The organism is Paraglaciecola sp. T6c (assembly GCF_000014225.1).
In the GTDB taxonomy this organism is placed as follows: Bacteria; Pseudomonadota; Gammaproteobacteria; order Enterobacterales; family Alteromonadaceae; genus Paraglaciecola; species Paraglaciecola atlantica_A.
Map to the genome: position 1 here is coordinate 4,000,571 of NC_008228.1, position 13,661 is coordinate 4,014,231.

Annotated in this window: 15 protein-coding genes; 4 read left to right on the plus strand and 11 right to left on the minus strand. The window is 44.5% G+C overall.

Annotated elements, in window-relative coordinates; translation table 11 throughout:
- The first annotated feature begins 114 nt into the window (after positions 1-114).
- On the plus strand, positions 115-1,509 hold the full coding sequence (locus tag PATL_RS17095; RefSeq protein ID WP_011576071.1) for a GAF domain-containing sensor histidine kinase: 1,395 nt from the start codon (positions 115-117) through the stop codon (positions 1,507-1,509).
- A gap of 91 nt (positions 1,510-1,600) precedes the next feature.
- Here the strand turns inward: PATL_RS17095 and PATL_RS17100 are convergent, their stop codons facing one another.
- The 11 genes from PATL_RS17100 to PATL_RS17150 form a co-directional block, all read right to left on the minus strand.
- A complete protein-coding gene (locus PATL_RS17100; RefSeq protein WP_011576072.1) occupies positions 1,601-2,689 on the minus strand; it encodes a glutathione S-transferase family protein in 1,089 nt (362 codons plus the stop codon).
- Between the two features lie 156 nt (positions 2,690-2,845).
- A complete protein-coding gene (locus PATL_RS17105; protein ID WP_011576073.1) occupies positions 2,846-3,883 on the minus strand; it encodes an alpha/beta hydrolase in 1,038 nt (345 codons plus the stop codon).
- 135 nt (positions 3,884-4,018) lie between these two features.
- On the minus strand, positions 4,019-4,762 hold the full coding sequence (locus tag PATL_RS17110; RefSeq protein WP_011576074.1) for a glutathione peroxidase: 744 nt from the start codon (positions 4,760-4,762) through the stop codon (positions 4,019-4,021).
- A 149-nt stretch (positions 4,763-4,911) separates the two neighbouring features.
- Complete coding sequence (gene yacG, locus PATL_RS17115) at positions 4,912-5,142, minus strand: DNA gyrase inhibitor YacG (protein ID WP_011576075.1); 231 nt, start codon at positions 5,140-5,142, stop codon at positions 4,912-4,914.
- Between the two features lie 36 nt (positions 5,143-5,178).
- Positions 5,179-5,931: a cell division protein ZapD gene (zapD, locus tag PATL_RS17120; protein ID WP_041714012.1), complete on the minus strand. Its 753-nt coding sequence runs from the start codon at positions 5,929-5,931 to the stop codon at positions 5,179-5,181.
- Between the two features lie 130 nt (positions 5,932-6,061).
- Positions 6,062-6,676 carry a dephospho-CoA kinase gene (coaE, locus tag PATL_RS17125; RefSeq protein WP_011576077.1) on the minus strand — a complete coding sequence of 205 codons (615 nt, stop codon included), beginning with the start codon at positions 6,674-6,676 and terminating at the stop codon, positions 6,062-6,064.
- Positions 6,677-6,710: 34 nt separating this feature from the next.
- Positions 6,711-7,613, minus strand: coding sequence for a prepilin peptidase (locus PATL_RS17130; protein ID WP_011576078.1), 903 nt, complete (start codon positions 7,611-7,613; stop codon positions 6,711-6,713).
- 106 nt (positions 7,614-7,719) lie between these two features.
- Positions 7,720-8,925: a type II secretion system F family protein gene (locus tag PATL_RS17135; protein WP_011576079.1), complete on the minus strand. Its 1,206-nt coding sequence runs from the start codon at positions 8,923-8,925 to the stop codon at positions 7,720-7,722.
- 64 nt (positions 8,926-8,989) lie between these two features.
- Complete coding sequence (locus tag PATL_RS17140) at positions 8,990-9,436, minus strand: pilin (protein WP_011576080.1); 447 nt, start codon at positions 9,434-9,436, stop codon at positions 8,990-8,992.
- A gap of 204 nt (positions 9,437-9,640) precedes the next feature.
- Positions 9,641-10,483, minus strand: coding sequence for a carboxylating nicotinate-nucleotide diphosphorylase (gene nadC, locus PATL_RS17145; protein ID WP_011576081.1), 843 nt, complete (start codon positions 10,481-10,483; stop codon positions 9,641-9,643).
- A gap of 47 nt (positions 10,484-10,530) precedes the next feature.
- Positions 10,531-11,067 (minus strand): retropepsin-like aspartic protease family protein, encoded by a 537-nt coding sequence (locus tag PATL_RS17150; protein ID WP_232283244.1) that lies wholly within the window; start codon positions 11,065-11,067, stop codon positions 10,531-10,533.
- 67 nt (positions 11,068-11,134) lie between these two features.
- Between PATL_RS17150 and ampD the strand changes: the two genes are divergently transcribed.
- The 3 genes from ampD to PATL_RS17165 all read left to right on the plus strand — a co-directional run bounded on the left by ampD (position 11,135) and on the right by PATL_RS17165 (position 13,564).
- Entirely contained in the window at positions 11,135-11,719 is a 585-nt protein-coding gene (ampD, locus tag PATL_RS17155; protein ID WP_011576083.1) for a 1,6-anhydro-N-acetylmuramyl-L-alanine amidase AmpD, read from the plus strand.
- Positions 11,720-11,778: 59 nt separating this feature from the next.
- A complete protein-coding gene (gene ampE / locus PATL_RS17160) occupies positions 11,779-12,591 on the plus strand; it encodes a beta-lactamase regulator AmpE (RefSeq protein WP_011576084.1) in 813 nt (270 codons plus the stop codon).
- A 217-nt stretch (positions 12,592-12,808) separates the two neighbouring features.
- A complete protein-coding gene (locus PATL_RS17165) occupies positions 12,809-13,564 on the plus strand; it encodes a GntR family transcriptional regulator (RefSeq protein WP_011576085.1) in 756 nt (251 codons plus the stop codon).
- Positions 13,565-13,661: the final 97 nt, after the last annotated feature.

Genomic DNA, 13,661 nt, shown 5'->3' on the forward strand with positions numbered 1-13,661 from the left:
GAGGCTAAGCAAAAGTTAACGTGACTGTTCACCCATAATAAAGAGGCTTAAGCCGCCAACATTAAATTGAAGGTGTGCGATAAAAAGCCCAAACGTCGAGGTATGACCCAGTGCATGACAGCACATTTTGCAGAGCGCACACGCTTGAGCATTGATAGCTTTAAGTCAGATGTACTAACAGCCTTGCTTGGTGAAACATCAAATGCTGTACATACCCTGGCGGCGTTATTGCAAGAAACCTTGAACAGCCAATATCTAGTTCTGTGGCGCACCGAGATGAACAACAGCGTGTCTGTGGCGTTGAACTTGGCCACACCTGATACGTTATTAAATGCCATATTAGCCCTAAATGGTACCCAAGCTAAAAGCTTGCCCCACAGCGTATTGTCCCACGTGCAGACAGAACTCATCGCTAATATAAGTGCAGATCCGAATTGGGCAGCCTTGCATCAGGATACACAGAAGCTATCAATCGATAATTGCATTGCCCTTCCAGTTGTCACCCATTCAAATGAACTCTTAGCTGTGGTGAGTGCATTTAATATTGCCAATACAACAGTGTCGAAAATGCAACAAGCGCGCATAGATATACTCTGCTCAGCGCTTTGCCAGCTTATGCACAATGAAGCCAATACACGCCAGCTACGCTCACTTAAAAAAACCCAAGCCATGCAAATCGCTCAGCAACAACAAGAGATAGATGAATCGAAGCTCGTGCTACAAAAAGCGCTGTATCAACGGGATCATGTTCAAGAGCAACTCGTCGAAATGGAGAGCGCGACTGCGTTGACCACTATGCTTTCAAGCCTCGCTCATGAAATGAACACCCCTTTAGGCGCTGCTTTGACGGCCGCATCGCATGTGGAAACGGGCAATGAGCGTTGTGAGCAGAAATTAGCAAACAATTTACTGAAAAAATCTGAGCTAAAGCAGTTTCATCAAGACTCTCGCACCGCACTCGGTATCATCAAGCGCAATGTACTGCGAGCTGACCAACTTATGGGGAGTTTTACCCAATTGGTGCAAGACCAGCACCAACGCAGTAAGCGTGAAATCAACTTTTGTCATTATTTGACTGAAGTATTGCTATCACTCAAGCCCAGATTAAAAACCACCCGCCACAGAGTATGTTTGGATATACCGAGTGATTTGTCTGTTGTTTGTCATGCCGGCGCAATTGGGCAAGTACTGACCCACCTCATTATCAACTCAGTGGAACATGCTTATACAGATAATCAGGCTGGAAAGATTACCATTCATGCGAGCAACACATATATCGAGGATCGGCCATGCTTGCATATTGTCTACATTGATGACGGTCAGGGCATGGAGCCAACGAGCGTTAGCAATTTATACAAGCCCTATTTCAGCCTTGTTGATAAAAATAGTGAAAACGGCCTTGGCATGCATATTTGCTATAACTTAGTCGTCAAGTTTTTAAAAGGGACAATCGATTGCCACACCAGTGTCAACGGCGGCGTGCGCTTTGAATTAACTATTCCTATATAACGCCAAAGTGACTCAGGGCTGTGCCAGTTCATGACTCTAGCTAAAAAACAGCCCAGCAACCTATCATTAGACTTGTACAGCTCACTCAGTCTTAGGCAAAAACCAACTTATTATGCTCCATCGTCACCATGTCTTTCACTGTCATCTGCAGATAGTTATCGGCTTTTACACTCGCTAAAAAAACGTTAACGTTTTCTTTTTCCGAAGCGCTTAACTGCTGGTATGTGTTTAGCACTCTTTGTAACTTGTATTGATGAAAACTTGATATCGCACGGCTTTCCGACACTTGGTTAATTGAAAAACTATGTTGACCAATACTACGCGGAATAAAATGCTCCTGGGGGTTAGCCTCTCGCCATTCACTGAGTGCTGAAACCGTGCTCTTAAGTACAGGCCACTGCTGTTCAAACATGTTCTGGATCAGGGGCAGCAAGGTTTCAGGAATGTCATCATCCGGCAGAAACTCACCAAGCTCTGCTTCTGGTTTGTTCATTCGCTCTACCCATGCGGCCACATTCGGTGCAATTTTTCTCATTAATTTACCTGGGGCTGGGTCGCGATATAAGTGGGCGTATAATGGCCCCATCAACCCAAAATCTCCCACACATGGGCGAGAGCCGAGCAGGTATTTATGCGTGGCGAAATGCTCATTCAAATGATGCAACACTGTTTTTTCATACCACGCTTCGATACTGGGAATAGAATGAGGTGTAATTCCCAGAACCGGCACAAAACCACTGAACTTTTTAGCCAGTTTTTTACCGAAATACGCTCTAATGAAGCCAGGGGCTTTAGGAGCAACGACCCGCCCGAACTCTTGGTAAATAAAAGGAAAGTTGTCTTTATTCCAACGATAATGCATAGCTGGGATCACTAACCAATCATCTCCCCACAACGCGAACAACTCACTGACCAAGTGCTGTTTTGGTGCTGTAGGTGTAATAGAACGCTCGCTATGCTGCCCCTCTAGATGATCGATAATACGTGCGGTATCTTGTAAGTACTGCCCTTGCGGTGTTTTTACAACAGGAATATACGCCACTTTGGTCTGAGGGCGAATGATATTTTTATACACCTTGACGGTGGATAGCTCTTCGGTAAAAGGTAATTGCTTAAATTTAAGATACGCGCGAATTTTGCCCGTATACAATGAGACTTCTGAACCATATAAGGTGTACATAATAAGATATCCGCAAGTAAGACCTGTGCTTAGATTAATACGCAGTGTGCTGGCGGATCATTTTGTTCATTGATATTGGGATATAAGCGCGCGAAAGCTATCAATTTATTTTGCTAGCGGCTTTCAGGCCTCATTATCCATAAGGCCTCCACTGCGCTATTGTTTGCTTATGAACGCTTGAAGAGCTCCAAGCATTTTTTGGTGTTTCGGATTTGCTTTTGGCACACTGCACGGCAGAATTTCAGTCACTTGGCTTTCATCAAAGTCCATTTGCTGGATTTGCTCGTTATTTACCACCAAATCCGCGTGACAAACATCCAAATCATTCTCAATGGAAAATAAAATGCTCTCACCTTTATTGTATGCTATCAGGTCTTTCACGCCGGAGATGGGCGTGGTGTTATCCGCCTCGGAGTGCGCCGCAAAAAGAGCAATATCCAGCGGCTTTTGTTGTTCTAACAAGTCGCGAACTGAGAATATAACGTCCGTTAACTGAAACGCCGAATAACGCGCCACACTAGGGTATTTAAAAGGATTCGGCCCAACGCTTTGATAATCACCATCTAGCGTTTTGGCCAACCACTTTATGCCCCAAATATTGGCCATGGTCTCAACACTTGGATCTAGCGCTAACGCCCCAGAAAACAGCAGTAATCCTGTTGCTTCATTTGGGTTTTCCAGCACATATTGCGCAGCCAGCGCACCACCAGTAGAGAATCCGCCGATATATAAATCAGTGCCAAACTCCGGTGCTAAGCCAATCATATTTTGTACATTATCATGCCAACGCGCCGCCAATTCAGGATCTTGCATGTCTGCATCAGCCTCTTTTTTACCATGACCAGGCAGTAGAGCAACCAACACGTTGTAGCCCTGATCGTATAGCGACTGGGCAATCGTCGTTAAGAAAAAAGGTGAATCACTGAGTCCGTGAAAAAGCACAAACACCTTTTGGGTTTTGTCACCATGATGCAAAACAAACGGGGCGTTACCTTCATTTTTTAGCAGCGAAGAGCACACCTTATGACGATGCGATGGCTGACTTGAACAAGATATTATCTGGCCTAGTTGGTTTTGATAAAGCTGATCAAACTTGGCTAAACCAGCGGTGACGGTTGCGTTAGCTTGCGATGCAGTTAGTAATATAAGAGTGAGAGTTAATAATGGTCTAAATACCAATCGCTTAAATGACATAAAATAGGTGTCTGTCTAATAAATTTTGACCTTATCATAGCTGGCAGTGCCATCGATTACCACGGGTGACATTTTTCTCGCCCATAAAAAAGGGCTAACATGGTTAGCCCTTACAGTATTTATATTGCGATGAGTTTATTTATTAAAAAATTCTGCCAATTCATCGCTACCACCGATGTGCTGACCATTGATGAACACCTGCGGCCAAGTATCGTTACCTGAAATAGCTTTCATACCAGTGAACGTAATTTCTTTGCCCATCACAAGTTCTTCAAACTCGTAACCTTTTTCTGTTAACAAAGCTTTTGCTTTGGTACAGAAAGGACAACCAGGTTTAGTGAAAATTGCTGCAGGAGCGGGTTTAGCCGCATTTGGAGCAATATACTCAAGCATGGTATCAGCATCAGATACTTCAAACGGGTCGCCTGGTAAATCCGGTTCGATGAACATCTTGTCTACCACACCGTCTTTCACCAGCATAGAGTAACGCCAGCTGCGTTTGCCAAACCCAAGGTCTGCTTTATCAACAAGCAAGCCCATACCGTCAGTAAATTCACAGTTACCATCTGGTAATAGGCTGATGTTTTGCGCTTCTTGGTCTTGCGCCCATGCGTTCATCACGAATGTATCGTTTACAGAAACACATACTATTTCATCTACACCGTTGGCTTTAAACACTTTCGCCAGTTCGTTGTAACGCGGTAAGTGAGTAGATGAACAAGTCGGCGTAAATGCACCAGGTAAAGAGAACACAACGACTGTTTTTCCTGAGAATATTTCATCTGTAGTACGTTTTTCCCATTCGTCGTTCACACGTACAGGGAAAGTCACATTAGGAACACGTTGGCCTGTTTTATCTGCAAAATTTGGATTAGACATAATATCTCCAGTTAGTTATTGAGTTAATCAATTTGATGTAGCTACTATAGCCCACCACCAAGAACATAAAAAACAATTAAAATCTATCAGCTAAATCTAATTAATCGATTAAAGAAAGAGGCTCTGACTAAATGCTCCTGCGTTGAAACTCACGCTTTGAAAAAGTCGTCTCCTTGCTGACTCAGCATCGCCTCAATCTCTTCTATATCAGGTAATTGTGACGTTTCTGCGTCTTTTGACGGGCCGCAGGGTATCGCTTTTTGTTCGTCTGCCCATTCACCTAAATCAATTAGCTGACACTTCTTACTGCAAAAGGGTCGAAATGGACTACTTTCATGCCACTCGACCGATGTCTTACATGACGGACAATTCACCTTCATGACCGGCTCCTCTCTCAAATCGTAAATCGTTGCTGGTCAACAACAGGCCAACTTGCACGTTACGTGTTCGTCCACTGTTGTTGAGCCCTGCATATTCGGTGTGAACAACATAAACCGGATCGCATAGCGATATTTATTGCCGCTTAACATGGGGTAGTAACCTTGATCAGTTGCACTGATAACCCGGATAAGCTCATTTTTATCATCCGCAATGCCTTGGTAAAAACCTTTCGCCGCTTCTATTGGTACAAATCGGCCTCGTTCGCGCAAAAATGCCAGAATGACTTGTAAGCCGCGATCGATTAGATCGATGTCAGACATCCATCCTTTGATATCTCCTTGAATTCGCTCAAAAGGCTGTTGCAGCCAATAATGTAGGCTTGGCAAATCGAAACTGCAGGTGCCTCCAGGTATGGAAAAACGTTGGCGTATCGCTGCAAGAAAGCGGTCTTCTTTTAAATCTGAACCGAATTTTTTGGCACTTTTAAGCTCTTCACGCAAACGCAATATCTGCTGCAAAGCAGACTGTAAAGCGTCGTTATCAATGTTGGGGTGCTGTGACCATAGAACAAGGTTTTTTTCTTGTACTTCAATATCTTTTAGCACGTCTGTGCGAAGATCCAAACGCTCAAGTAAATCTAACAAAGTGAATAATGAAGATAGAAACTGAATATATTGCCAACTCTTGGTGGCTTCTTTCACTTGATTTAATTGTTGAAAAAGTTGCTCTAGGCGCAGATAAGTTCTGACCTTTTCATTGAGCGGAAATTCGTAAATGGCTTGGGGCATTACTCTCTCAAAGTTATGTGAATGTAGGTATGAAAAAAAGCGTAAACAGTTGGACAGCAAAAAGTCCAATTTGTTTATCATTCGATTTAATGCATCGACACAGCTATACAACGTCGATAATCAGCTTAAATCAAGACTGGTCGATAGCGCCAGCGTACTTAAGGTAGCTATGATGAAGATTAGCAACCTGTTTTACCAGCGCGATTTCGTTGCCACTATTATCTATCACGTCATCAGCAACCTCAAGCCGTTGTTGCCTAGTCGCCTGAGACGCCATAATCGACTTGATCAACGTCTCATCTGCTTTATCCCGCGCCATGCTTCGCTGCAATTGCATTTCCTCGGGCACATCGACGATCAGAACCCTATCGACAGTTTTGTAACTACCGTTTTCAACCAGTAGCGGGACGCTTAACATACAGTAGGCTGACGTCGCTTCGATTGTTTGACGCAAGGTTTCTTGTCTTATTAGGGGGTGTAGTAACGCATTGAGCCACGCTTTAGCCTGCTCATCACTGAAAATTATCTCCCGTAGTGCGCGCCGATTAAGGCATTGCCCTTGATCTAAAATCCCTGTACCAAATTTAGTAATAATGGCGCGCAAACCTTCGGTTCCCGGGGCTACCACATCTCTGGCAATCACATCCGCATCAATAATATCAACGTCTAACTTGGCGAACTCGTTGGTAACAGTCGTTTTACCGCTGCCAATTCCCCCGCTGATCCCAACAACATAGTTACTCATAGCGCTTTCTCGTATCTTTTTATCATGATGTTGCTCATCGTATGCCAACCCACTGCCAGTAATAGTCAGAAATCCAATCTCCGTATAACAAGGTTAGCCAACCAGCAATGGCCAAATACGGTCCAAAGGGAATCGCTTGACCTTTGTCCTTGCCCTGAATTGTCAATATGCTAATTCCAATAACAGCGCCAACCAATGAAGACATGAGGATAACGATAGGCAAATACTGCCATCCCAACCAAGCACCAAGCGCAGCCAGTAGTTTGAAGTCTCCATACCCCATGCCTTCCTTACCTGTGAGTAACTTGAATGCCCAATACACAGACCAAAGACTTAAATAGCCTGTGGTCGCCCCTATGATCGAATCTGTGGGTGTTACGTCAGGGTTAATAATACTGAACAGTAATCCCATCCACAGTAACGGTAGCGTGAGCTGGTCAGGCAACAACATGGTATCAATATCGATAAAAATCAGCGCAACCAAAACCCAAGTCAGCACCACGGCTGCAAGCGCTGACCAAGAATAACCAAAATGCCAGGCTATCCACACGGAGCAAAATGCAGTGCCTAGCTCAACAAGAGGGTAACGAACTGAAATAGCGTTTTGACATTGGCTGCATTTCCCTCTAAGCAACAACCAGCTTAGCACCGGGATATTTTCCCACGCCCGAATTTTATGCTGGCAGTTTGGACAGGTCGAATCAGGTTTCACAAGGTTAAAATTTGCAGGCTCAGTAGGTGCCTTGCTAGGCGTATTTTCGAGCGCTGTGTCAGTATCAAAGTGCGCGTGAAAATCCGCTTTCCAGCTGCGCTCCATCATAATGGGTAAGCGATAAATAACCACATTCAAGAAGCTACCTATCATCAAGCTAATGATAAAAACGAAACCGAGGAAAAAAATGAGAGAGTCAGCCATCAGCTGAAAAATTGCATCCATTGTACAGAGCTTTTAAAGGCGATTAATGGTCGCTAGCTTGCCAGAAAAGGCAAGGCGAAACTAGGCCTCAGGATAGATTGTACGGCTGTTGCAGCCTTTTTACTCCTTAAACAACATTACCCATTTCGAATATCGGTAAATACATGGCAACAATCAAACCACCAATCACCACCCCAAGCACGGCCATTATCATAGGCTCTAGTAAGCTGGTTAGACCATCCACCATATCGTCGACTTCTGCTTCGTATATCGTCGCGATTTTACTCAGCATATCATCTACTGCGCCGGCCTCTTCACCAATAGCAACCATTTGTGTCACCATATCAGGAAATACAGCCGTGGCGCGCATGGCCGTGTTCATTTGCGTACCGCCAGCGACTTCTTTTTTAACGAATAAAATAGCATCCCGAAACACCGCATTACCCGACGCTCCTGCGGCAGAATCAAGGGCACCGATTAACGGAACGCCCGCAGCAAAAGTCGTGGCTAAGGTGCGACTAAAGCGCGCCACCGCGGCTTTTTTTAATATTTCTCCAATCACAGGGATTTTAAGCATTTTGCCATCTAGACTGTCTCGTAATCGTTTTGATTTTTTATAAGTCTTACTGAATACAATACTCGCTACCACTAAGCCCGCCCCCACGAACAGACCGTAGTCTTGCAAAAAGCGGGAAATAGCCAACACAAACTGAGTAAATGCCGGCAACTCAGCACCAAAGCTACTGAAAATTTCTTCAAATTGCGGTACCACGAATATGAGCAATATGGTGGTGACAATAAAGGCCACTACAATAACGGCCACCGGATAAAACATGGCTTTTTTAATTTTTGATTTTAACGCTTCAGCCTTTTCTTTGTACGTGGCGATCCTGTCGTAAATGGTTTCAAGGGCACCCGATTGCTCTCCGGTCGACACTAAATCGCAATACAAATCATCAAATTGCTCTGGATGTTTGCGCAGCGCACTTGAAAAAGGATTACCCGCTTTTACTTCGCCGCCTATTTCCCCCAGCATTTTGCGCATATTCGGGTTGTTATGCCCACCCGCTATCATATCTATGGTTTGAATTAAGGTGACCCCAGCGCTTAACATCGTCGCGATTTGCCGAGAGATAATACTGATGTCCACGGGTTTGATTTTCTGAGCACCGAAGAAAGGCTTTGAGAGCTTTTTGACTTTCTTAGCCGATACGCCTTGGCGACGTAACAGGTTTTTTGCTTCTAATACCGATAACGCACTGATCTCCCCTTTCACAGTTTGACCTTTACGGTTGGCTCCGCTCCATACAAAGGTAGTGGTGGCTTTTGGCATAGGGCGCTCTCTTAAATGAAAAAGCCCAGCAAGAGGCTGGGCAGAAATTCGTTTTGTTAGCTAATTAACATAAGTTAGCAGCAATACAACCACCTGAAGTAGCCCAGTTGACCGAGCCATCAGCAACAGTGCCGGTTAACACATAAGTTTCAGCGGCGGTAACACCAGACTGCACATCAGCGTTAGGAGTGACAGTTACGACGTATCCAGCTGCTTCTGTTCCTGAGATCACCACGGTGTTCACTAGATCACCTGACGCCCAGCCAGCTTGATCGGCAAGATCATCACAGTTTGCCGGAATACCGGTTTGCACACAGATTTCAACAGCCGTTTTCGCTGGGCCAGCGGCTGACACCACTTCACTGAAGCCGGCTTTTGCCGTGTAAGTTTGATAGGCAGGTAGAGCTATCATGGCTAAGATGCCGATGATGGCCACCACGATCATTAATTCGATTAAGGTAAAACCGCTTTGTTTTTTTGTCGCGACTGTATTGATGTCAGTTGTGTTCATGGAGCTCTCCTGCACTTGCTCGGTGCATGTTTTGTAAGTTGGGCCCTAGTCACGATTTTGTAACAAGGCGTGTTGTTAATTCCAGTTCAGTATAGAACGCCCCGACCAACTGACAAGTATGCAGGGCTATACCTAGGTTTATGAAATTAGTAACTTAACTCATTACCAACCAGATCCTATTGAAAAATAAGGCGGTATCAAAAATTAACCGACTACGCGCAATGATAAATCAATGGCTTGCACATGTTTGGTGAGTGCACCACTTGAAATGTAATCCACTCCCACTTGTGCAAGTTCAGTAATACGCTCTTTGGTGATATTACCGGACACTTCCAATTTACTCGCACCTTGGGTCAATGCGACGGCTTGACGCGTGTCCTGTAATGAGAAATTATCCAGCATAATAATATCCGCTTTCGCATCTAATGCCTGTTTGAGTTCTTCTAAGTTTTCTACTTCCACCTCAACAGGAATATCAGGGTGCATTTCACGCGCTTTTCCTATCGCATTAGCGATAGAGCCACAGGCCAAAATGTGGTTCTCTTTAATCAAATATGCATCAAACAAACCGATACGATGGTTTTTGCCACCGCCACAGGTCACGGCATATTTTTGCGCTAGGCGCATGCCTGGAAGGGTTTTGCGGGTATCCAGCAGCTTAGTGTTACTGTCCCCTAAAGCTTGTACATAATCAGCTACAACGGTGGCAGTACCAGACAATGTTTGTAAGAAGTTTAACGCTGTTCGCTCACCGGTCAAAATCACCCGGGCGTTACCGCTAATCTGACACAATACGGTATCTGCTTTAACGTGCTGCGCATCCTCTACATGCCAATTGATGTCGATATTGTCGTCCAACTGCATGAATGTCGCATTCACCCATTCCTTACCCGCAAGCACACAATCTTCACGGGTGATAATGTTCACCACGATTTGCTGGGGTTCAGGGATGAGGTTGGCAGTAATGTCGCCCATGGTGCAGTCTGGGCCGCCTAAATCTTCGAGTAATGCGGCTTTAACGGCCTCTTGAATTGCGTGTTGTAACATGTTGACTCTTTATTTATGAATAGGAAAATTTAACGATGAGCAAAGCGTTAATCGCTTCGCAGTATTAGCTGGTCGCCTCTTTGCGCGAATTCTACTTGTTTCAAGGCGCTCATCCCAAGCAATATCTCATTGCCCATCATACCGGGATTCAAATGCGCCGTGACATTGCGTAAAACAATACCGCCAATTTGCAGTTCATCAATACTGGTTTGTGAGACGCGTAAACGCCCATTGGCTGTTTGCACCCAAGCTTGACGACCGGGCGTTAGCCCAAGCGACGGACCGAGCGCGCTGGGGATTGACACATTAGTCGCGCCGGTGTCCAACATAAATACAACCGGCTGAGCATTGATTAAACCACTAGTGACGTAATGCCCGTATCGATTTTGCTGCAGTTGTACCTCGATACGCTCACCTCGGGTTTGGCTTTGTGGCGTCGTATTAGGATTAAGTTGCTGAGCAAGTTGTTTATGAAACAATAAGGTCAAAAGGCCCAACCCTGCGGCCCAAGCCAATATCAGCATCCATTTACCCATTGGGCTTTGGTCAGTCTGTGCGGCCTGCAATGGCCCATCTTTTGGCATATTCGATTCGACTTTTATCTTGTGACGTTAAATAATACCAACCTCACTGAGATTTAACAGGGTTGCTGTGTTGTCCTCATTATCACCATCTGATATTTTCACTCGATTAACCATCAATCAGCATAGCGTTGTGCAAGCGCGGCACATCACAACGACTCACAAAGATGAACGCCCAGACCCACAAGATATTTCCGTTTTGGTTATCCATAATATATCGCTGCCGCCAAATCAGTTCGATAATAGCTACATTGAAGACTTTTTTGTCGGCAAGCTCGACCCAGCTGCACACCCTTTCTTTGAAGAGATCCACCAAATGCGTGTGTCAGCCCATTGCGTGATTAAGCGTAACGGTGAAGTCATTCAGTTTGTGCCCTTTGATGAACGAGCTTGGCACGCTGGGGTGTCCAGTTTTCAAGGACGTGAGCGTTGTAACGACTATTCCATCGGCATTGAGCTTGAGGGAACTGATGACAGCGACTATACGACAAAGCAGTATGACGCATTAGAGCAACTCGCCAAGGCTATCATGCTGGCTTACCCAAAAATCACACTTGGGCGAATAGTAGGGCATAATGATATTGCCCCTGGCCGAAAAACGGACCCAGGAAGGTCATTTAACTGGCAACGCCTAAGACAAGGTTTGTGTCTTTAACAAAATATAAAAATAATGATAAAAATAATGATAATAATAATAAAAGTGAGGAATAAGACATGACCTTGATCAGTTTATTACTAGTGCTTTTTGTGGAGCGCGTGACGACTAAATCCAGATACTGGCAGGCCGACTTTTATAGCACTAAATACTTAGCTGCGTGGCAAAAGCGCGATGGGTTATCGAGTGACACTTCATTGCTATTTTTACTCGTAGCGATTGTCATTCCCCCTGTGATTATTTTTTGTTTTTTGAGCTTTGCCGTTGGTCAGATTATCGCGTTTATCATCAGCACGACCATACTCATGGTGTGCATGGGCTGCCCTAGCGTTCGTGCAACCTACAAATGCTATTTACAGGCCGCTAATCGCGGTGACATGGAAGCGTGTAGCTTATACGAAGACCAAATCTGTGACCGCGAACAGATCTCGGCCACATTCGGGCAAAATTTAGTCTGGCAAAATTATCGACACTATGCCGCAGTCATTTTATTCTTTGTACTGCTTGGTGCACCAGGCGCTGTTTTTTACGTATTGGCGCGGGCGGTTCAATCTCAAATGGCCTTTGAGAATAAAACCGCCAATCAACTCATGCATGTTCTTGATTGGTTGCCTGTACGCATTACCTCTTTAGGCTTTTTGTTGGTTGGGCATTTCTCTCGTGCGCTGCCTATTTGGCTGGGACACTTTCTCACGCCGAGCATTTCCGCTAAGAAATTACTGGTGGATGTGTCAAGAGCGGCAGAAGATATCGAGCCAAATGAACGCAATTGCACTGAAGAGCCTTGTACTCTCGTCAAGCTAGCAAAACGAAATATTCTATTCTTAATGGCCGTTATCGCTGGATTAACCCTTGGTGGTTGGCTTAGTTGACACATCAGACCAGCCGGGGTGAATCCCCTTAATCTCCCGCAATTTGGGTTATCTGTTCACTTTTTTTTACTTTATTCAGCTCCTTTTAAGCAAATAGACATTTACCCAATGGCGATACTGCTCTAAGCTATTGGGTCAATTGGTCTTACCAATTGTCCAATTTGCATGTTTTACGTCCCGAGCGTGCGATTTTAAAAGACAGGAGTGGTTACACGACATGCAGCATGTTCGTACAAAAAAATTGTCCGATGAAATAATGGAGCGAATTGAATCCATGTTAATTGACGGCACTTTTCTTTCTGGACAAAAAATGCCGTCTGAACGTGAGCTGGCATTAAAGTTTGCGGTGTCTCGTCCTTCCGTTCGTGAAGCAATACAAAAATTGGAAGCCAAAGGACTAGTTGAACGCAAGCAAGGCGGCGGAACATTTGTAAAACGTCGGATGAACACGTTGCTCACCGACCCGTTAATGGCCTTGTTAACCACGCGGCCTGAAACGCAATTTGATTTATTAGAATTTCGTCACGCGCTCGAAGGAATGGCAGCTTATTACGCTGCGTTACGGGGACAACAGAGTGATTACGACGCCTTGCAAAATGCACTGTTAAACTTACCCAGTGCAACGCAGCAAAGTGATCACAATAAAGAAGCCGAAGCATTGGTTGAATTTTATCTAACAATGGCTATTGCAGCCCATAACGTGGTGTTATTACATGTTATGCGCAGCTTCGAAGCCCTTTTAAAAGATAATATTTATCGAAATTTAGTTTTTTTATCTGCCTACCCTGACGCTCAGCTGATGATTAATTCTCAACGTAAAAATATTGTACAAGCCATTATTAACCGTGACCCTGAATTGGCTCGCGAGGCAAGTAACGAACACCTTGGATACATAGAAAAAACCTTGTTAGATATTAATCGTCAAGACATGCGTATACAAAGAGCGTTGCGAAGAATAGAAGTAAAAGAGTAGTCGTTTTAAGTAAACAATGAATCGCTTTTATGACCGGTATGCACTACATAAGTGCTACTGAAATAAAAGTAAATTTGATAAACAACTTTAAATATAG

What these genes read in the sequence shown, in the direction of transcription:
- PATL_RS17095 (WP_011576071.1), top strand. Translation starts at nt 115, where the DNA reads ATGACAGCACATTTTGCAGAGCGCACACGCTTGAGCATTGATAGCTTT.
- PATL_RS17100 (WP_011576072.1), bottom strand. Translation starts at nt 2,689, where the DNA reads ATGTACACCTTATATGGTTCAGAAGTCTCATTGTATACGGGCAAAATT.
- PATL_RS17105 (WP_011576073.1), bottom strand. Translation starts at nt 3,883, where the DNA reads ATGTCATTTAAGCGATTGGTATTTAGACCATTATTAACTCTCACTCTT.
- PATL_RS17110 (WP_011576074.1), bottom strand. Translation starts at nt 4,762, where the DNA reads ATGTCTAATCCAAATTTTGCAGATAAAACAGGCCAACGTGTTCCTAAT.
- yacG (WP_011576075.1), bottom strand. Translation starts at nt 5,142, where the DNA reads ATGAAGGTGAATTGTCCGTCATGTAAGACATCGGTCGAGTGGCATGAA.
- zapD (WP_041714012.1), bottom strand. Translation starts at nt 5,931, where the DNA reads ATGCCCCAAGCCATTTACGAATTTCCGCTCAATGAAAAGGTCAGAACT.
- coaE (WP_011576077.1), bottom strand. Translation starts at nt 6,676, where the DNA reads ATGAGTAACTATGTTGTTGGGATCAGCGGGGGAATTGGCAGCGGTAAA.
- PATL_RS17130 (WP_011576078.1), bottom strand. Translation starts at nt 7,613, where the DNA reads ATGGATGCAATTTTTCAGCTGATGGCTGACTCTCTCATTTTTTTCCTC.
- PATL_RS17135 (WP_011576079.1), bottom strand. Translation starts at nt 8,925, where the DNA reads ATGCCAAAAGCCACCACTACCTTTGTATGGAGCGGAGCCAACCGTAAA.
- PATL_RS17140 (WP_011576080.1), bottom strand. Translation starts at nt 9,436, where the DNA reads ATGAACACAACTGACATCAATACAGTCGCGACAAAAAAACAAAGCGGT.
- nadC (WP_011576081.1), bottom strand. Translation starts at nt 10,483, where the DNA reads ATGTTACAACACGCAATTCAAGAGGCCGTTAAAGCCGCATTACTCGAA.
- PATL_RS17150 (WP_232283244.1), bottom strand. Translation starts at nt 11,067, where the DNA reads ATGCCAAAAGATGGGCCATTGCAGGCCGCACAGACTGACCAAAGCCCA.
- ampE (WP_011576084.1), top strand. Translation starts at nt 11,779, where the DNA reads ATGACCTTGATCAGTTTATTACTAGTGCTTTTTGTGGAGCGCGTGACG.
- PATL_RS17165 (WP_011576085.1), top strand. Translation starts at nt 12,809, where the DNA reads ATGCAGCATGTTCGTACAAAAAAATTGTCCGATGAAATAATGGAGCGA.